We start from the raw sequence: 19,063 nt of genomic DNA, 5'->3' as shown, positions 1-19,063 counted from the left end.
ACTGTCGGCCGGCACGCACTGCGCATAGGCTCCCTGCCTTATGAAGGTGCTGATCTCTGTTGACATGGAGGGCATCTCGGGGATCGTGCATCCCGCCGAGACGAATCCGGATCGCTACGACTACGAGCGAGGCCGTGCGTTGATGACGGCCGAGGCGAACGCCGTGATCGCGGGCGTCCTGGACGCCGAGCCCGCGGCTGAGGTCTGGGTCGCCGACGCTCACGGGCCCTTCCGTAACCTGTTGCCGGAGGAACTCGACCGGCGGGCTCGTCTGGTTCGTGGCAAACCCCGCCCCATGGGCATGCTCGGTGGGCTCGACGAGCACACCGACGCGGTGATGCTCGTCGGCTACCACGCCCGAGCTGGTGGCGGCCCAGCCGTGCTGGCACACACCATGAGCGACGCCATCCTGGACGTACGCGTAGGCGGACGTTCCGTGGGCGAGATTGGCCTCAACGCTGCCATGGCCGGGCATTTGGGTGTGCCGGTCGTGCTGCTCAGTGGCGATGACACCGCCTGTGCCGAACTGTGTGATCTGGTCCCCTCGGCTGTCACTGTCGAGGTCAAACAAGCCCTCGGTCAGGCCGCCGCCGTGGCACTGCACCCCGAGGAAGCCCGAGAACGTCTGCACCAGGCAGCCGTCGAAGCTGTCAAGCAGCGAGCGCTCGTCACGCCACTCGCCCTTGCCGGACCGCTTGTGGTTGAGATCGACCTTTACGGCCCATACATGGTTGACCTGGCGACACTCGTGCCGGGTGTCTCACGCGCTGAGGGTGGCCGGACGGTCACCTTCACCGCCGCCGACTTCGCCGACGCCTACCGGCTGGTCCTGCTGCTCGTGCAGCTCGCGAGCATTAAGCCCGGCTAAGAGGTCGTTTTCTCCCGTTGTTTCATCCTGGAATCTGCTGTTTGGCCTGCGTTGTCGGGTCGCGCCAGGAGATGGTGTTCTCGCTGGTGAGGCCGCGGGCCATGAGGTCGGCCATGGCGAGGTGGATCATGGCTTCGGAGCGGACGGACAGGGTCTCGTAGTCGCGGGCCAGTCGGCGGTTGAGCATGAGCCATCCGTAGGTCCGCTCGACTGCCCAGCTTTTCGGGATCGGGGTGAATTCCCTGGTCCCAGGCCTGCGTTGAGTGATTTCCATGTCAATGCCGAGGGTGGCTGCGTGCTCGACGAGGTGCTGACGGTAGCCGCCGTCGACCCACACCTTGCGGATGCGGGGATGCTCGGCGGCGACCTGGTCGAGGAGTTGGGTGCCGGCGACGGAGTCCTGCACGCTCGCGGCAGTGACCAGCACGGCAAGCAGGAGCCCGATGGTGTCGGTGACGATGTTCCGCTTCCTGCCCACGATCTTTTTCCCGGCGTCGATGCCCTGGCCGGTGGCGGGGACGCTGGTGGAGGTCTTGACGCTCTGGGCGTCAATCACACAGGCCGACGGCTCGGCACCCCGCCCCTCCTTCTCCCGCAGGAGCTGCCGGAGCAAGCCGTTGAGCTGCGCGAAAACGCCCTCGTCCGCCCACTTGGCGAAGTAGCCGTAGACCGTGTTCCAGTGTGGAAAATCGTGCGGCAGGTAGCGCCACTGAACGCCGGTCGAGTCCAGGGCTCTGCCGCGGCGCTCGAAGCGCCAGGCTGAGAGCACGGGCTCGATCAACTCCCAGCGGGCATCGGACAGATCACTCGGATACGGACGCCGCTTCGCCATGCTCGTGATGTATCGCTGCGGACCGAGTGCGCCCAGGCGCACAGCGATGACGCCGGAAGCACGCAGCCCTGAAAACCGGGCATCCTGGAATGAAACAGGAACCAGCAGCACACTGCCCCACTCGTCCCCCCTCCAGACCCACCAACCCCGGCCACACCTACTGCCTCTCCCGCACCGCCACTCCACCCCCTCAAAATCAGTCTATAAACCACTAAAACAGATTAAAACGACCTCTAAGAGAGTTGAGCAATGCGGTCAGGAGGCCTTGCGGCCTCTCGCTCCGCTTTGATCTTCAAATAGCGGGCTCTGTCGTACTCCTGCTTCGCCGTGCGGCGTGGAATGGATCCGTCATCATGCACGACGAAATTATCCCGTGATTGCCACGTCTGAACAGCGGAAGCCTGGGATTCGGTGCCTACTCCATCGGTCACCTGCCGTCTACCACGGCCGAGAGCTCGACCCAGCTGCTGCAGCGCCTGCCATACAGCCTCACGCGCAAGCAGGGGCCCTCGGGTAATCGCGGACCCGCAGCTCAGCGGGAAACTGCGTGAAGCCCGTCCAGGCGCCGTCTCCGGCCCCTGCGGCCACGCGTGCGACGAAGGGCCCGAGCAAGACGCAGCAGGCGTTCCAACGAGGCCTAGCAGCCCTCGCACAGTGGGTGGAACGAGAAGGCGCCCACCGGCCCGTACCACGCAGCCACGCTGAAGAGATCGCGGTAGACGGCGAGACCGAGCCGATGGCCGTCAAGCTGGGCGTATGGGTCTCCAACACCAAAACGAGACGCGACAAACTCACCCAAGACCAGCTCGACGCACTCCGGAAGCTCGGTTTGGACTGGATCTGACGGTCGGCAAGATCCGTCCTGTTTGGCAGTGATCCGAGGCTGGGTCAGGGGGCACCGACGGAACTCTGCGACCTGGTCGACCCGTCTCTCAGCGGAGATCGATTCCCGCGCTGCCGTAGATCGTTTCCCGTCACGCAGGGCATCCCGCTCCGGCGGCCTGGACTTGCCGTATGCCAACTCGCCACCCGGCCGCAGCAGCCCATACAAGTTGCCGGTCGCCGAGTCGACCGCGCGGGTACAGGACGACGTGCCCGTGCCGAGCCCGTGTGAGCAGGCCGACGCGATGCAGCCCACCTCGGTCGTGGCTGGCAGCCGGCAACGTGACCGGGATGGTCGTGACGCCCACGCTGCTTGTGATCCGCAGTGCGGGGTCGGCCGAAAACGGGCACTCGTCACGAATCGCCCACCGGTTCCGCCGCGTTGCGCCAGATGGTGAGATCCAGAGTCACGTACTGGTTGGGGGCGTTCTCTGGCGAGAAGCCCCGAATCGTGATGAGTCCGATGTGGCCGGTGCCTGCCGTGACGCAGATCTGGGTGCCCTTGCTGACGCTGCTCAGCGGGATGAATTCGGCGTAACGCGTTTCTGCACGACAGGTCTTCAGAGACCCGACTTGGCTGTTGATCAGCAACACCATCGCGTTGTTGGTGTGGAACTCGTCGCCATCAAGGGTGATGCCGAAGTCAGCCCATTCGTCGTACAGGCCACCCTCAATCGGTTTGGGCGGGTCGTCGGCGAACCTGAGGGAGTAGTCCCTGGGAAGATCCACTTTGTACTGGACGGGGTTCGGGTCTGGCGGCGTTGTCGTTTCCGGGCTGCTGCTCGGGGCTGTCTCGGGCGAGTTGCTCGGGCTGCTGCTGGTCCGGCTTGGCCGCTTGCTTGTGTTCGGGCCGTCTTGGCTGTCGCCACCGCCATCTCCCAGCATCGCGGTGATGCCGACACCCGCCAGGCCGGCTACCAGGACCGCCGCTACGGCCAGTGCGATCCGCCCGCGATTCCTAAGCTGCTGAGGCGGTGGCACGAGCGCTGCCGTGTGGCGGTCGATGTCCGCTGCCACGGCGGGCGGGAGCCAGCCGTCGGGGCGGCGTAGTTCGGTCTGCGGCGACGCCCGTTGGCACAGGTCGATGATCTCGGCGGGCGTGGGGCGGGCGCTGGGGTCCTTGGCCAGGCAGCGGGTGACAAGTTCGTTCAGTTCGTCGGGCAGGTCGGCGAGGTCGGGGGCTTCGTGGACGATGCGGTAGAGCACGGCGTGCGAGGTGCCTTCGCCGAAGGCCGGGGTGCCGGTGGCTGCGTAGACGGCGACCTGGCCGAGGGCGAAGATGTCTGTGGCGGGTGCGCAGGCCGCGCCGGAGGCCTGTTCGGGGGTCATGAAGGCGGGGGTGCCGACGATGGCGCCGCTGCGGGTCAGGGAGGTGGCGTCGGCGGCCCGGGCGATGCCGAAGTCGATGACGCGTGGCCCGTCGGCGGCCAGCAGGACGTTGGACGGTTTGAGGTCGCGGTGGACGATGTCGGCGCCGTGGATGGCCTGCAGGGCTTCGGCGATCCCGGCTACGGCCAGCGCCACGGCCGGGACCGGCAGCGACCCGTGTCGGCTGACCGCGGCGTGCAGCGAGGGGCCTGCCACGTAGGCCGTGGCGAGCCAGGGGCGCTCGCCTTCCGTGTCGCTGTCGATGACCGGCGCGGTGTATAGGCCCTGCACGCGCTGCGCGGCCTGCACCTCCTGTGTGAACCGGCGGCGGAACTCCGGATCTCCGGCCAGGTCAGGGCGGATCACCTTGATGGCCACGGGCCGCCCGCCGGGCGTGTAGGACAGGTACACCGTGCCCATGCCGCCCTCGCCCAGCCGGGCACTGATCCGGTACCCCGCAATGGTGGCCGGATCACCAGCCACTAGCGGCCGGAACACCTGGTTCGCGCCCTCGGCACTCATCAGATCCCCCCTTCTCGCTCTGTACATGCCCACTAACCGTCGGGTGAATATAAGCGAAGGTTCCAAGCAGCGGCAGCCGAACAAGTACGCAAGACGCGCTGTTGTAACTCCCCGACGCAGAGCTGTAGTTCACGGTCGTGAGATCTCGGCGAGCGAACTCACTGAGCTGCCTGGAAGCAGAGGCTCTGAGTGGGTCTCCACCTCCTTCAAGCCTGATCGATTGACGTCACCGGCGACCGTCTTGTTTTCCAGCAGTCGGGGCAGATGTCGCGGCCGAGCCGGGGACGGTGTCAGCCCCTCGTTGCGAGCAGGCGGCGCAACGCGGTGTGGATCTCAACCGGAGTGGGCCAGCCGTTCTCGGCCATGCAGGGTGCCGTCGGGCGAGTCGGAATCATCCGCGTCGCACCGGATCACCAAATATGCGTCGGCCGTCATGTCACAACCTCCTTCGCCGACTTGGTGCAGAGGAGAGTCGAGACCACTCGAATCAGTGATAGCGCCACAGGTGTTGCACAAGATACTCTCGCTGACACCGGCCCTGAGCTGCGAAAAGCATCCCCGACTCGCCTCGCGCCACCTTAGATTCAACCGGTCAGAGCAACAGAGCTGGTTGAGGACGTATACGTGGCGAGACTGGGTCGGCCGGGGAGGGAGCATTGGTTGTCGCCAGCCTGGCTGCCTTCGTGGGTAAGTGCGATCTCACTTGCGCTGGAGGAGATGACGAAGGAGTTCGAGCGCAAGCACGGCTTCCCGTCGGGTACCAATCAGATCCGCCTGGCCGACGACGATGGCCAAGAGGTGGTGCAGGCTCTGGGCGGCGATGCTCGCGCGGACTGTCGAGGATTTCGGCGCTGATCTCCTGACCGACGGCAACGATGTCGCAGGGGTGGTTGATGGGACGCCATGACAACTCAGGGATATTGATCATCGCCTCGAAGCCGCCGATGTCCACGAAGGTGACGCCGAAACTGGCGATCTGGGTCACGGAGCCGGTGACGATCTCGGTGAAGGGTCTTGAGGAAGGCCCAGTTCCGATCGCTCGGCGTCGGCTCGGTTCGCCAGCAAGCCCGTACCACTCCGTCGTTGTCGGGCATGACGACGGTGAACAGAGGTACACGCTCATCGGCGTACACGGGAAGAAGTGCTGCAGCGCTGGCACCGGAAATCCGGGTGGCCAGCTCCGGGAACTCGTCCTCGTCGACCATGGCGCTCTGCAGCCGACCATCCTCGTCCTGCCAGACGCATTCGATCAGCCCTCGGTGGGGAGGGCACCGAGGACCGCGGCGATGTCGGAGGTCAGGTCCGGCCAGACGGCCAGCCGAGCGCGGGGAGCGAGGCCGGCACGCACCGTATCGATGGTGTCGCGGGTGAGGCGGTGCCCCCGCGAGGCGCCTTCGACGTATGTCTCCTCGAGGATTCCGGCACGGCCCGAGGCGACAGCCCAAAGCAGACCGGACCAGAACTCATCGTCGCCGGGCCGCTGGATGTCATCGCCATCGGTCTCCACCTCGTACGAAGACGCGCCTAAGCGTTCCGGGAACAGCCCGAGCGCGCGAGTCCGAGCCAGCGCCTCCTCGCAGGGCTGGCTGCTGCCGATGTAGAGGTACTGGTCCCATCCCACGTGCACAGCGAAGGCATCCTCCGCCTCCAGCCTGCACCAGGCTCCGCCGTCACGGAGCATGATCCGAACCAGTGCCAGCGCGATGTCGAGGGGCACCTCTGTCCCGTCGTGGAAGCCAGATGCGCCGGTCGGGAAGAGTCCGTCGAGCCCGAAGCCCTCCAGCGGCTGCTCGACACCGAAGTGCATGGGGGACGAGAGCTTCGGCTCGCGAACGGCCAGGTGATCGATTCCGGTGCTCATTGCAAAGGCCTCGACCGCTTGAAGATGGGCCGCCTCGACCTGGCCATGATCGCTGACCGTGTACTCGGGCCAACGTAGTGACCGTGTTCATCACGGTCGGCGGGGTCGTACTTGGTGACGCGATAGACGTAGGGCAGCACATCCCCATCTTCCAGCATGGGCCGGACCCGGCCCTGGGAAATGCCATGGGAGTTGGGACTCGGGTGCAGGAACGTGTCCTGAGACGACGGGGGAATCGCTGGTCAGTCGTGGTGCGCTATGCCGTGAGCCATCGCATGCGCGGCCTCGCAGTTGGCCTCGCCCTCTGCTGGCGGGCACTCGATGTACAGGTCGAGTCCCATGCCCCTTCCTCCCTGGTATCGGGGATGTACGAGAGGCCTTCCCTCGCGCGTCCTGAACTCACCCCGGTCAGACGGCCCCCACGGCTCCCGACGGCTCCCGTGAACCCGGCGAGCCGTTCCGTGAACGTACGGCGACTCGCACCACGCCAAGGATCCGTTCGAGGGGGAAATAGCCGAACGCCCGTGAGTCGAAGCTCGCCGACTGGTTGTCGCCCAGCAGTACGGCCATGCCGTTCGGTACCCGGTCCTCGGCCACATCGGCGAGTGCCGGGACGTCCCGGCGCGGGACGGGGTCCCCGGGCAGGGCCACGACACGCTTGATCATCCACCGGCGCTGGGACACGAGGGACGGGGCCGCCTTCGCCGCGAGCGCCCGCTGTCTCCAGCCGCTGGTGCCGAACGGGGACTCGACGACCACCACCCTGCCGACCTTGAGCCGCGTGCCCCGGATGGCCAGCACCTGGTCACGGTCCCGGTAGGCCGGTTCCATGCTGACTCCGTCCACGGTGACGGCCACCAGACGGCGGGTGAGCGCGGCGGTGACGACCGCGGCGTGGTCCGCGATCATCGTCCGGCCGCCGCTTCCACTGGGTCCGCCGGGCCGACGGTGCCCGGGCCATGCCGGTCGTCCGTGTACCCGTCGGCCTGGAGGGCGAACAGGCGCGCGTACTCGCCCCCAGACCCGAGCAGTTCGCGGTGGCTGCCTTCCTCCTTCACCTGGCCGTCGCCGAGTACGGCGATCCGGTGCGCGTCGCGCACGGCGCTGAGCCGGTGTGAGATCAACAAGCTGGTGCGGTCTGCCCGGTGGCGGCGGATCGAGAGGTGGATCTCGTGCTCCGCCTCGGCGTCCAGTCCCGCGGAGGGTTCGTCGAGGATCATCAGGTCGCGTCCTTCGCGGATGAAGGCCCGGGCCAGGGCCAGGCGTTGGTGCTGGCCGCCCGAGAGCAGCGTTCCTGGCCGGTGTTCCTCTGCGGGAGCGTCGTGGTGGAAGGTGCGCGAGAGCATCGTGTCGTATCCCTGGGGCAGTTGGGCGAGCTTCTCGTGCATGCCCGCCTTGGCCGCCGCGGCCTCGATCCGGTCGCGTTCCTCCAGCAGCCGCAGGTCACCGAGTCCGATGTTCTCGGCAGCGGTCATGTCGTAGTGCTGGAAGTCCTGGAAGAGCGTGCTCATCCGTGCGCGCAGCTCCACCGGATCGGCGTCGCGCAGGTCGACTCCGTCCCACAGCACGGCGCCGTGCGTGGGATCGTAGAAGCGGCACAGCAGCTTGACGAGCGTGGACTTGCCGGCACCGTTCAGGCCGACCAGGGCCAGGGAACCGCCGTGCGGGATGAACAGGTTCAGGCCGCGCAGCACCCAGTCATGGTCCGGGGCGTAGCGGAACCAGACGTCGCTCAGTTCGATTCCGTGTCGCAGGGGTGTCAGCGGCACCGGCTCAGCGGCCACGGGAAGGTCGGGTTCGGCCTCGACGACCTCCAGGTAGTGGTCGAACATGAGCAGCGCGCGCTGGGACGCCGCGAGCTGGATCAACAGGCTGCCGAGCGAGCCCTGCACACCATCGACCGCCGCCACGAACATCGTGACCCCGCCGACCGTGAGGTCGCCGGTGTGGGCCGCGAACACCGCCCACACCAGACCGGCTCCGGAGACGAGGCAGGACAGCACTTCCAGGACGCTCTGCACTTTGGTCTGGCGTGCGTCCACGGACTGGGTGACGGCGTTGGCCGCCCGCCGCTCGGCCAGCACCCGCGACCGCAGGAAGTCACCGATCGCGAAGAGCCGGATCTCCTTCGCCGCGGTGGGTGCGGCGATCAACCGGGCGTAGAAGTCCTCCCTGCGCTCGATCCTGCCCACTTCGAGCACGGCACGGGCCTGGTGTCGGGACAGGGCGAGCTGGGCCAGGAGCGACGGCACGCCCGCCGCGAGAACGACGAGCGCCATCACCGGGTTGAGCGCCACCAGGGACACCATGAACCCCGTGACGGTCAGCAGGGAGCGGCCCGCGGACAGCGTCGCGTCCGCGAGCTGGCCCGCGACCGTCCTGCCCACGTCCTGGGCCACCCGCAGGCGGTCCAGGAAGGCCGGATCCTCCAGCCGTCCCAGGCCGGGGTGGCGGCCCACCGCGGTGAAGAGCCGGTCCTGGGCCAGCAGCCCCACCTCACGGTCCACCACCCCCCGCAGATAGCGGGCGGCCAGCGGGCCGATGCCCACGATGATGGCCGCCAGCACGTAACCGAGTGCGGGGATGAGCAGCGTCCGCAGATCCGCGTCGTGCGTCAGTCCGTCGATCAGGAGCTTCGTCATCCACGCGATCAGCACCGGTACCAGGCCGGACGTGAGGGTGAGCGTCGCGTAACCGGCCGAGGCCCAGGGCGCCGCAGTGGCACACAGGACGACGGCGGCGGTGACGCGACGGCGCGCGGAGCGTGTATGCCCGGTCCCGGTCCCGATCTCCGAGGAAGCCGGTACGCGTCGGCGGAGCGATCTCACCGGGCCGGCACCGGTACGTCGAGGTCGATGTTGTCGGCGGTGACGATGGGGCGGCCGTGCTCGGGGCTGGGCGAGACGACCAGCACGGCAGGGAATCCCTGGAGGTCGAAGGCCTTGCTCATCTCCCCCTTCTCGGTGGTGGACTCGCGTACCACCCGGGCCACCGGACGCAGCCGCTCCAGCATGTCGGCGGCCTCCTCCGGCTCGCCCACGACGACGGCGAGCACCTTGTCCCGGCCGTCGGGGAACGAAGGGGCGAAGTCGACGAACTTCGGCAGCTTCTCCTGGCACGGGCGGCAGCTCGGCGAGAAGAAGGCGACGAGGGTGTCGCCGTGCCGCAGACTCGCGTCGTCCACCGGCTCGGCGTCCAGGGTGAGGGTGGTGAACTCGCCGATCTCGTCGCCCATGCCGACCGAGACGGGCGGGCTAGAGCTGCCGTCGCGGTTGAGGATCTCGGCCTGGTCCCGCAGGCGCTTGATGATGCCGAGGCTCAGCACGAGGTTGAGGATGCACAACGCCCCGACGAAGACGAGGGCGGCGATCACGAGGGGCACGGTGTTTCTCCTGTCGGATGGTGGTGGGCATGGTGGCGGGCGACGCGGCGGTGCCCGTACCCGGCAAAAAGAGCTCCACGAGTTCGTCGAGCACGGTCACGAGTGCGCCGCACACGAGCCCGATCACGATCGTCAGGGCGACTGCGCCGGTGGTGCCGCCGGAGCCCGGACCGACCAGGGCCGCGACACCGGCCGGGACGGCCAGTGCCAGGTTGCGTACCGCCTGCCAGGCGCTGACGGGTGTCGCGGAAGCCCCGAAGCAGCGGCAGGCCGTGGCCTGACCCCGCCATACGGCGAACGCGATACCGACAGCGAAGGCGAGCAGCAGACCCGTCGCGAGCCAGGCGCCGTACCGGAACGCCCCGGGCAGTGGCGCGATCAGCAGCCCGCATACGGCGAACTCCAGGGCCACCACAGCGGGAGCCAGCAGCCTGCGCGCCCCGGGCACGGGGGCCAGTGCCTCGACCGCCGCGGCGAAGTCGGCGAAGGACTGGCGGCCACGGACCTTGCTCACCGCGGATACCAGGAAGACCAGACCGATCAGACACCTGATCCAGGTCGAGAGATAAGGCTCCACGATCCCCCAGAGTTGCTAGGTCGAGTGGGCTGGCGCATCCGTCCTGCGCAGGGGGCCTTCGCCCCCGCCCGGACGCTGTGGAGCGGGGCCCGGCGCCGACGCCCCGGGCCCCACGAGCACGGTCAGCAGTAGCAGTTCAGGTAACCGCCGTCGGTGCCACAGCACGGAGCGTTGTAGCGGCACCAGGTGTTCACGTTCTGGTAATGGTTGGCCACGTTGCACTGCCAGCACGCGTTCCAGCAGCCCTGCGGCCCGACCTGCGCCGAAGCGGAAATCTTGGGCACAAATCGCTCGAGCAGGGCCTGCCCTGCGGATTCCAGCATGCGAAGCATGTCGCTCTCCTCTCTAGGTCAATCGGCCCGACGTTCGTCGGATGAGCGACCTTGGCATTCGGTCGGTCGGCCGGTATTGAAGGAAATCGACATTGGATATTTTCGACATGCACGGCAGGTACGGGACGCAACGCTGCAGCGGATTCCCGTCCATCCGGGGCGAGTGAGACCGCTGCGCGGGATTCAGCCTTCTTGCAGAATGCTGGTAATGCGACTGGCCATCCGATCGGCACCCCCTCCCCCACTCTGATATTCGGCGAGAAAACGTAGCGGCGGGCGTCCGGTCAGCGTGGTGAACTCCCTTGTCAGATGCGCCTGATCGCAGAACCCGCAGCTGGACGCGGCCTCACCGGGACTGCGGCCGGCCGTGAGCAGCGCCGCCGCGTGCTGCAAACGCAGCACGCGGGCCAGCCGTTTGGGAGTCAGCCCGAGCTGTTCCGCGAACCCGCGCTCGAGCTGGCGCTGGCTCCAGACGAGACTTTCGGCCAAGGCGGTGATCTTCAGGCGGCCGTGGGAACGTTCCAGCCGCTGCCAGGCCTCGACCACCCGAGCGGCCGCACGGGGGCCGTCCTCGCGGCAGCGCAGCAGGAACTGGTCGACCACGGCGAATCGGGAGGACCACCCCGAGGCCCGTGCGAGCTGCTCCGCCAAGTGATCGACCCGGACACCGAGCAGCTCGGAGAGCTCCACCCCGGGCTCGGGCAGGTCCCCGAGGGCCACACCGAACAGCTCGAAGGCCGCCCACGGCGCGAGCATCACCTCGACGCCACGGATCCCTCCGTGGTGCTCGCCCAGCGCTGGGCGCGTAGTGGGCGGGCTCAGCAGGGATACGACCGTGCGGGTCCGATGCGCCGCACCCACCGGTGAGATCCGCAGGGCTTCACCGAAGCCGAGGACCAGGGTCGCCAGCCCGCACGGGATCTCCAGACGTCTGCGGACCGGCCCTGGCGCGAACCGGAATCCCCGGTAGCAGAGCACCCCCGGCCCCAGCGACGCATGCGGCTGCCCCAGGGCCAGCTCCCACTGCTCCTCGGGGCATCGCAGCCGCCGCCCTGCCGGGACGTGCCTGGTCAGCAGGGAGTCGGACACCTGAGCACCCACCGTCGGCATGGACACTGCGCGGTGGCCTGGAGGTATGTGGCCTCGCCGTCGCCCCGCAGCGCCCGCACGGGGTCGTCGGACACAGCGGCGATCGCGGCAGTCGAGGCGGCGAGGGATAAATGGGGTAATGCACGCATGGCAGCTCTCCGATGGGCGTGGGGGATGGTGTGATGCACGAGCGGAGTCGAGTGCCGGCGGTCCGGTCCTCGCACGCGTCCGCTCGCCCTCGACCGAGGCATAACGGCGGGCGATTTTCGGTCAGGTGCCGAATTCGTACGCCTCAAGAACAAGCGGACAGCGCTTTGTTGTGCGGGAAGGCCCGGGTGAAGTGGGCCAGCCCGTCATTCAGTACGCGACGCTCGGCCGGGCCGTAGGGAGGGATGGGCAATCGGCTCAAATTCCCCTGCCAGGGAATCCGTGGCGGTCACCCATAGCCGTGCGCACTTCATGCGGTGTGCCGGGATTCCGTGTGCGGGTCTCGTGGCCGGACGGCATCGCTCGATTCAGCCATGTTCCCTCCCCGTAACGGAGACTGCTCCGCGGGGCCAAGAATCACACAGCGCCTCTAGCCACCGCCAGACCACGTAATGCCATTGGCTTGGTCTGTTCGCTCGGTCCGCCGTCGGCTTTAGCCCGACGGGTTTCACTGACCGGCTCTCCGCCGCCGGACCCTGCCGCGCCGCGGCCCAGATCTCCCTGCGCGGCGACGTACCTCTTCACCCTGAAGGCTCAACTGGGGCCAGACCTAGGCTCCGTAGCCAGCGCGCGCCTGGTCGGCAGTGTCCAGCTCGCCCGGACATGTGACAGCAGGTGCTCATGCGTCTCGCCAGCGGCCCAGATCTTGGTCCCGGTCGGCAGCCGTTGCAGTCTGCGAGCGAGCGCGGCCAGTACCGCGGTACGGCGGGGGTCGCCTTTCGCGATCAGCTTGGGCCGCCGCCACTTGGCCACCTGGCGCACCGGCCGATACAGCATGCGCCGACTCAGGCGTGGCCGCCCCAGGTACTGGTGCAGCCGGGGCGCCGTCCACGGCCCTGGCCTCCGGAGCAGGCCGCGATCCGGGCCTCGAGGCGCGGACCGTCCAGGCGGGGCCGCCCGCTGCGGGGACGATCACCCAAGGCGGACACGCCGTGGGTGTTGAACCGGACGATCCAGCGCCGGACCGCGGCTGGGTCGTACTCCGTGAGTGCAGCGATCTGCGCAGGCGACAGGCCGAACTCCAGGCCGAGTCGCGGGAGTTGGCCACCCGCGACAGCGGGGCGCCACCAGGGGGTGGCGCCCCGTCGCGGTGTCGGCGCCTCCGGTCAGTCGGCCGGTGTCAGCGCGACCTCGGCGCTACCCGAGAGGGAGGGCAAGCCGGCCGGGGGCGAGTCCTGGTAGGTGGCGTTGAAGACCGCCTTCAGGTTGTCCGAACCGGAGTGACCGCCGTCCACGAACGTCTCGAACGATCCGGAGCAGCCGTTGCTCGACGACAGCGGGTGGCCGTGCGAGTCGTGGCCGAGGATGAACGAGACGGTGACCCTCGAGCAGTCCACCGGCTGGTCGTCGGTGACGGTGACCTGCCAGGTGACCGTGTCACCCCAGTGGAACGCCGTGCCGCCGTGCGGAGCCGGGTCGGTGGTGAGCGAGACGACCGGCGCCCTGTTGCCGACGACGACGGGAACGGACGCGGAGGCCGACCGGCCGGTGCTGTCGGTCACCTTCAGCGTGGCGTCGTAGACGCCGTTCTTGGTGAACGTGTGCTTCGGGTTCGCCTCCCTGGAGTCCACGGTGCCGTCGGCGTCGAAGTCCCAGGCGTAGCGGAGGGCGTCATCGTCGGCGTCCATCGTGCCGGCGCTGGAGAACCGGACCGTCAGCGGGCTGGTGCCGTTGACCACGTCCGCGGCGACCTTGGGCTCCGGGGTGCGGTTGCCCCGCGTGAAGTCGATGCGGGAGAGCTGGGCCTCGGGCAGTTCCGCGAAGTAGCCGGTACCGTACTCCAGGACGTACAGCGCGCCGTCGGGGCCGAATTCGGCGTCGATCGGGCCGTCCGTCGTGATCGAGGGGATCGCGTCCTCGATCTTCTGGACCTCGTTCTTCTTGCCGAGGGTGATGGCCTTCATCTGGTCGCGGGTCCACTCGTAGAAGAGCGGCTTGCCGTCGAAGTACTGGGGCCAGCGGTTCTGGGCCTTGTTGTGCTTGTCGTAGCGGTAGGCCGGGCCGCCCATGGGGCCGATGCCGCCCGTGCCGAGCTCGGGGAACTCCGCGGAGGCTCCGTAGCCGTAGACGATCTCCGCGTCGGTGACCGGGGGCAGCACGCTCCGGCCGGTGTTGTGGCGCGAGTCGTTGACGGGCTTGGCGCAGTTGAAGGCGCCGCTGGAGGTCTGGGTGGCGAAGTCGTAGTCCTGGTAGGGCAAGTCCTGGGTCACGCAGAACGGCCAGCCGTAGTTGGCGGGGCGGTCGATGACCATCCAGCGTCCCTGGCCGGCGGGGCCGCGGCCGGGGTTGGCGTTCTGGGCGTCGGGCGAGTAGTCGCCGACGTAGACCTCGCCGGTCTTGTCGTCCACTCCGAAGCGGAAGGGGTTGCGCAGGCCCATGGCGTAGATCTCGGGGCGGGTCTTCCCGGTGCCCGGCGCGAAGAGGTTGCCCTTCGGTATGGAATAGCCGCCGTCGCGCTTGGCCTTGATGCGCAGGACCTTGCCGCGCAGGTCGTTGGTGTTGCCCGCGGTGCGCCGCGCGTCGTAGGCCGGGTTGCGGTCGGGTCGGTCGTCGAGCGGGGCGTAGCCGTCGGAGGAGAACGGATTGGAGTCGTCGCCGGTCGACAGGAACAGGTTGCCCTTGCGGTCGAAGTCGATCTTGCCGCCGACGTGGCAGCACAGTCCACGGTCGGCCGGCACGTCGAGGATCTTCTGCTCGGTGGTGTAGTCGAGCCTGTCGCCCACGAGCCTGAACCGCGACAGCCGTGTGACGCCCTTGTACTTGGCGAAGTCCTCGGCCGTACCGAACTGCGGTGCGTCCCCTTCGTTGACGCCCGCGGTGGCCGGGTCGTCCATGGGGGTGTCGAGGCGGGGCGAGTAGTAGAGGTAGACCCAGTGGTTCTTGGCGAAGCCCGGATCGACGGCGATGCCCTGCACGCCTTCCTCGTCGTGCTGGTAGAGCCCGGCGGGGCTCTTCTTCATGTCGGCGGCGAGGAAGTTCACGCCGCTCTTGGGGTCGTGGATCCGGACCTCTCCGGTGCGCGCCGTGTGCAGCACCCGCCGGTCGGGCAGGACGGCGAGGGCCATGGGCTCGCCCGGACGGTCGTTGAGGGTGACCTTCTGAAAGTTCGACGAAGTCGGCGGTACGGGATCTGACTTGGCGGCTTGGGCTGCGGAGAGAGGCAGGAGCCCGACGGCTCCGGCCAACGCGGCCGCCCCCACGAGGGTGACGATCCGTCTGTTGCGCATTCAGAACTCCTTTGGTCTGGCCGGCGGGTGAAAAGCCAGGCGAAATGCGTGAGTGGGAAGCTAGGGTTCGTCCTGGTATCTCATGTCTTTTCGGGCACACTCGGTGCCCGCCCGGCGTCAAAGCGCCGGGCGGGTACCGCGGATGACGTTTCGTCAGTCGCAGGCGCGCAGGGCCGCGAGGTTGCCGTAGCCGACCCGGGCGAACTCCAGGGACTGACCGGGAACACTCGCGCTCGGTGCGTTGTCCTGCTCGACCATCGGGTTGTGGTAGTTCTTCGCACCCACCCGGGTGAAGAACTTCGGGTAGTCGATGTCACCCGTGCCGAACGGCACCATGTCGTAGCCCAGGCCGCTCTGGGGATTGACCACGCCGTCCTTCGCGTGGAAGAGCGGGAAGCGGTTGGTGTTGCGGACCACGAGCGCAGCCGGGTCGAAGACGCGCTCACGCTGCGAGCCGTCGTGGGCGGTGTACGTGTGGAACTTGTACTGGGCCACGTGCGCCCAGAAGACGTCAAGCTCCAGATAGACGCTCTTGCGGTCCGTCGCCTTCAGGAAGTACTCCAGCTTCCGGATACCGGAGCTGCGGGTCGGCCGGCCCTGGGCGTCGAGCGGGCCGCCGTCCAGCAGGAAGTCGTAGGCGCTGTCGTGGTTGTGGGTGTAGAGCTTGATGCCCGCCCTACGGGCCACGGCGCCCAGGGTGTTCCACTTCTCCGCGGCGACGTCCCAGTCGGCCCGATAGGGGGTGTTGGTGGGGTCGGCGCCGGTACCCATGTGCTCCATGCCCAGGACGTTGGCGATCTCCAACCACCGCTTGAAGGTGTCCAGGTCGGACGGGGTCAGCGGCCAGGACGGCGGGATGAAGCCGTGGCTGCCCTGCGCCCGCAGACCGTACGCGTCGAGCCAGGAGCGCAGCAGCTTCGCGCCCTGGACGGTGCCCAGATCGGCGCCGCCGGGGGCGTTGGCGTGCTGGGCGTACCCGGCGAACTCCACCTGGCGGTAGCCGAAGCGCGACAGCTGCTTGAATACCCCGCGGAAGCCGGAGGGCAGGTCGGAGGCCAGCGGGTCGCGGCCGATCGCGTCACGGACGGTGTAGAGGATGATGCCGCGCTTGTGCGGCGGGACCAGAGCGGAACGACCCCGGTCGTGGCCGGCGGCCTCGGGTCTGTTCTGCGCCAGGGCGGGTGTGGCGCCGAAGACCGGGGCGGCGATCGCCGCGGCGGTGGCGGCGGTGCAGGTGCTGAGGAAGCGGCGGCGGCTGACGCCGAGGGTGCGGCGCAGGGCGTCGCCGGTGACGGCTTCGTCGTTGAACGCGGTCACAGTGGTTCTCTCTTTCGTTGTCACGGTGATGCGGGTGCCTGACGGCTGCTCAGGAGAGGCCGGCGAGCCGCAGGAGAAGGGACTTCACTTCGGTGGCCGCTACGCGGCCGGATACTGCGCGGGGGGTGGAGACCAGGACGAGCGGACCTTCTTCGTCGCTCGCGGGGCGGCGGCCGTGGCTGCCGCGTATGGGCGAGGGGTCAAGGGGTACGACGGCGAGCCGGTAGCGCATGCCGAGCTTCTTGCGGGCCACCGCCTTGACCGCCTTCAACCGCACGTAGGGATCCTCGGGATCCATGAACAGCTCGGCGGGGTCGTAGCCGGGTTTGCGGTGGATCTCGACGAGCCGGGCGAAGTCGGGGGCGCGGGCGTCGTCGAGCCAGTAGTAGTACGTGAACCAGGCGTCCGGTGCGGCTACCGCGACCAGTTCCCCGGAACGCGGGTGATCGAGTCCGTTCGCCTTCTTGCCGTCGTCGTCGAGGATCTCGTCGATACCCGGCAGGTCCTTCAGTGCCTCGCGGGTGGCTGCCAGGTCCTCGGTCCGGCGGACGTAGACGTGCGCGAGCTGGTGGTCGGCGACGGCGAAGGCGCGGGACGCCATCGGGTCGAGGTACTCCATGCCGTCCTGGGCGTGGACTTCGAGAAGCCCGGCCCGCCGCAGGGCGCGGTTGATGTCGACGGGACGGCTGACGCGGGTGATGCCGTACTCGGACAGGGCGACGACCGTACGGCCCTCGACTCGGGCGTCGTCGAGCAACGGGCCGACGACGGCGTCGAGTTCGGCGGCGGCGCGACGGGAGCGGGCATCGTCGGGGCCGAAGCGCTGCAGGTCATAGTCGAGGTGAGGAAGGTAGCAGAGCGTCAGGTCGGGGTGGCGGGTGCTCATGATGTGGCGGGTCGCGTCGATGATCCACTGGCTGGAGACGATGTCCGCGCCGGGGCCCCAGAAGTGGAAGAGGGGGAAGGTGCCGAGTTTGTCGGTGAGTTCGTCGTGCAGGGCCGGGGGCCGGGTGTAGCAGTCGGGTTCCTTGCGGCCGTCGGCGTAGTAGACCGGACGGGGGGTGACGGTGATGTCGGTGTCGGCACCCATGGCGTACCACCAGCAGATGTTGGCCACGGTGTAGCCGGGATACACGCGGCGGGCGGCGTCCCAGAGCTTGTCGCCGGCGACGAGACCGTTGTGCTGACGCCACAGGAGTACGTCACCGAGCTCGCGGAAGTACCAGCCGTTGCCGACGATGCCGTGCTCGGCCGGGTGGGTTCCGGTGAGGAACGTGGACTGCGCGGTGCAGGTGACCGCCGGGAGCACGGTGGACAGGTTCGCCCGCGAGCCGGAGACCGCCAGCGCCTTGAGGCGGGGCATGTGGTCCAGGAGACGGGGGGTGAGACCGACCACGTCGAGGACCAGGAGCGGAGTGGGGCGGATGCTCATGGCAACTCCTTCAGGCCGAGATCCGTCAACAGGGCACGGGCCAGGGCGAGTTCGGCGGCGATGCCGTCGACGAGCTGGTTCCTGGTGCGGGGGCGCAGCTCCGGCGGGAGGGCCTGCCAGGTGTAGGTCTCGACTTCGAGGTGACGGGTGCGCGGCTTAACGCCTCCCACCAGCAGGGTCAGGGCCTCCTGGAGCACGTCCAGCGTGGAGGTGAGCGGAGCGGCGGGCGGGGCGTGCAGGGGGACGTGGAAGTGAGCGCGCCAAGGTGCGTCGTCGGGCAGGGCATCACGGGCCAGTGCCTCCCCGAGGTCGTCGGTGCCCCGCAGTCCGCCCGGCGTGAGGGTGCGGGTCTGGTGCAGGAAGCGCGGTTCGGCGAAGGCCGCGAGGGCTTCGCGGACCTCCGGCCGACCGGGCTCCTCGGCGTGCAGAGCCGCCGACAGCTGCGCCTTGGGAATGCCGACGCCGGCCGCCTCCAGCGCGGTCATCGCCATCGCCGGGTCCTCGAAGGAAGTGGCGAGGTGGCAGGTGTCGACGCACACACCGATACGGTCGCCGCCCAGGGCGGTGAGCGGACCGATCGCGTCCCCGGTTGTCTCCACCGTGCAGCCGGGCTCGGGTTCGAGGGCGATACGGATCGACTTGCCGGTCAGCTCCTCCAGCGCATCGAGCCGCCCCGACAAAGTGGCCAGCGCCGCACCGGCGGTGACGGCGGCGCGCTCGTCGAAGTCGGTGCGCCAGGCAAGCGGAAGGGTGGAGATCGTTCCCTCGACGACGTCGTCCGGCAGGAGCACCGCCAGGAGCCGGGCCAGGTCGGTGGTGTGCGCAAGACGCTCGGCGTCGGCCCAGTCAGGCTGATAGACGCGGTACTTGACCTCCTCAGCACCGAACCCTTCGTAGGGAAACCCGTTCAGAGTCACGACTTCGAGACCGCGCCGGTCCAGCTCGCTCCGTAGTCCCCGCAGCGCCACCGGGTCGGTGATCAGCGCGCGTGCGGCGTCCTTGGCAAGCCACAGGCCGATGCCGAGGCGGTCGCGTCCCAGGCTTCTGCGGACCGGCTCGCAGTGGTCACGGAGCTGGGCGAGAATTCCGTCGAGGGTTTCGGCGGGGTGGACGTTGGTGCAGTAGGCGAGGTGGACGGTGGAGCCGTCGGGATGGCGGAAGCGCATG

Annotated in this window: 15 protein-coding genes and 3 pseudogenes; 3 read left to right on the top strand and 15 right to left on the bottom strand. The window is 68.4% G+C overall.

Features of this window, described 5'->3' with window-relative positions; translation table 11 throughout:
- Window positions 1-40 precede the first annotated feature (40 nt).
- The gene (locus ACFPIH_RS48625) at window positions 41-868 is read left to right on the top strand and encodes a M55 family metallopeptidase (RefSeq protein ID WP_381185393.1); all 828 of its coding nucleotides are present in this window, start codon (window positions 41-43) and stop codon (window positions 866-868) included.
- A gap of 22 nt (window positions 869-890) precedes the next feature.
- On the opposite strand, the gene ACFPIH_RS48620 is transcribed toward ACFPIH_RS48625, so the two are convergent.
- Window positions 891-1,700, bottom strand: coding sequence for an IS5 family transposase (locus ACFPIH_RS48620; RefSeq protein WP_381185456.1), 810 nt, complete (start codon window positions 1,698-1,700; stop codon window positions 891-893).
- Window positions 1,701-2,247: 547 nt separating this feature from the next.
- On the opposite strand from ACFPIH_RS48620, the pseudogene ACFPIH_RS48615 reads away from it, so the two are divergent.
- A pseudogene (locus ACFPIH_RS48615) lies at window positions 2,248-2,544 on the top strand (helicase associated domain-containing protein); the annotation flags it as partial.
- A 392-nt stretch (window positions 2,545-2,936) separates the two neighbouring features.
- Here the strand turns inward: ACFPIH_RS48615 and ACFPIH_RS48610 are convergent.
- Window positions 2,937-4,472 (bottom strand): serine/threonine-protein kinase, encoded by a 1,536-nt coding sequence (locus ACFPIH_RS48610; protein ID WP_381185391.1) that lies wholly within the window; start codon window positions 4,470-4,472, stop codon window positions 2,937-2,939.
- Between the two features lie 717 nt (window positions 4,473-5,189).
- Between ACFPIH_RS48610 and ACFPIH_RS48605 the strand changes: the two genes are divergently transcribed.
- Window positions 5,190-5,327 (top strand): hypothetical protein, encoded by a 138-nt coding sequence (locus ACFPIH_RS48605; RefSeq protein ID WP_381185458.1) that lies wholly within the window; start codon window positions 5,190-5,192, stop codon window positions 5,325-5,327.
- A 25-nt stretch (window positions 5,328-5,352) separates the two neighbouring features.
- Here ACFPIH_RS48605 and ACFPIH_RS48600 read toward each other — a convergent pair.
- The 13 genes and pseudogenes from ACFPIH_RS48600 to eboE all read right to left on the bottom strand — a co-directional run.
- A pseudogene (locus ACFPIH_RS48600) lies at window positions 5,353-5,595 on the bottom strand (S1 RNA-binding domain-containing protein); the annotation flags it as partial.
- Window positions 5,596-5,721: 126 nt separating this feature from the next.
- On the bottom strand, window positions 5,722-6,333 hold the full coding sequence (locus ACFPIH_RS48595) for a hypothetical protein (protein WP_381185388.1): 612 nt from the start codon (window positions 6,331-6,333) through the stop codon (window positions 5,722-5,724).
- A 408-nt stretch (window positions 6,334-6,741) separates the two neighbouring features.
- Complete coding sequence (locus ACFPIH_RS48590; protein WP_381185386.1) at window positions 6,742-7,242, bottom strand: S26 family signal peptidase; 501 nt, start codon at window positions 7,240-7,242, stop codon at window positions 6,742-6,744.
- A complete protein-coding gene (locus tag ACFPIH_RS48585; RefSeq protein WP_381185383.1) occupies window positions 7,239-9,161 on the bottom strand; it encodes an ABC transporter ATP-binding protein in 1,923 nt (640 codons plus the stop codon). Before ACFPIH_RS48585 ends, ACFPIH_RS48590 begins: the two co-directional genes overlap by 4 nt.
- On the bottom strand, window positions 9,158-9,706 hold the full coding sequence (locus ACFPIH_RS48580; protein WP_381185453.1) for a TlpA disulfide reductase family protein: 549 nt from the start codon (window positions 9,704-9,706) through the stop codon (window positions 9,158-9,160). The genes ACFPIH_RS48585 and ACFPIH_RS48580 overlap by 4 nt, the downstream gene beginning before the upstream one ends.
- Entirely contained in the window at window positions 9,588-10,292 is a 705-nt protein-coding gene (locus tag ACFPIH_RS48575; protein ID WP_381185380.1) for a MauE/DoxX family redox-associated membrane protein, read from the bottom strand. Before ACFPIH_RS48575 ends, ACFPIH_RS48580 begins: the two co-directional genes overlap by 119 nt.
- Window positions 10,293-10,414: 122 nt before the next feature.
- Window positions 10,415-10,624, bottom strand: a complete 210-nt coding sequence (locus ACFPIH_RS48570) for a hypothetical protein (protein WP_381185377.1) — start codon at window positions 10,622-10,624, stop codon at window positions 10,415-10,417.
- A gap of 183 nt (window positions 10,625-10,807) precedes the next feature.
- Complete coding sequence (locus ACFPIH_RS48565; RefSeq protein WP_381185374.1) at window positions 10,808-11,713, bottom strand: helix-turn-helix domain-containing protein; 906 nt, start codon at window positions 11,711-11,713, stop codon at window positions 10,808-10,810.
- Window positions 11,714-12,472: 759 nt separating this feature from the next.
- Window positions 12,473-12,936 (bottom strand): annotated as a pseudogene (locus ACFPIH_RS48560) (helix-turn-helix domain-containing protein); the annotation flags it as partial.
- A gap of 90 nt (window positions 12,937-13,026) precedes the next feature.
- Window positions 13,027-15,147: a PQQ-dependent sugar dehydrogenase gene (locus tag ACFPIH_RS48555; protein ID WP_381185372.1), complete on the bottom strand. Its 2,121-nt coding sequence runs from the start codon at window positions 15,145-15,147 to the stop codon at window positions 13,027-13,029.
- Window positions 15,148-15,300: 153 nt separating this feature from the next.
- Window positions 15,301-16,464 (bottom strand): sugar phosphate isomerase/epimerase family protein, encoded by a 1,164-nt coding sequence (locus ACFPIH_RS48550; RefSeq protein WP_381185370.1) that lies wholly within the window; start codon window positions 16,462-16,464, stop codon window positions 15,301-15,303.
- A gap of 49 nt (window positions 16,465-16,513) precedes the next feature.
- Window positions 16,514-17,896 (bottom strand): alkaline phosphatase family protein, encoded by a 1,383-nt coding sequence (locus ACFPIH_RS48545; protein WP_381185367.1) that lies wholly within the window; start codon window positions 17,894-17,896, stop codon window positions 16,514-16,516.
- Window positions 17,893-19,062 (bottom strand): metabolite traffic protein EboE, encoded by a 1,170-nt coding sequence (gene eboE, locus ACFPIH_RS48540; RefSeq protein WP_381185365.1) that lies wholly within the window; start codon window positions 19,060-19,062, stop codon window positions 17,893-17,895. The genes ACFPIH_RS48545 and eboE overlap by 4 nt, the downstream gene beginning before the upstream one ends.
- Window position 19,063: the final 1 nt, after the last annotated feature.

It is taken from the genome of Streptomyces vulcanius (assembly GCF_042653945.1).
Taxonomy (GTDB): Bacteria; Actinomycetota; Actinomycetes; order Streptomycetales; family Streptomycetaceae; genus Streptomyces; species Streptomyces mangrovi.
Note: the sequence above shows the minus strand (reverse complement) of the source record. Positions and strands in the feature narration are given on the sequence as shown.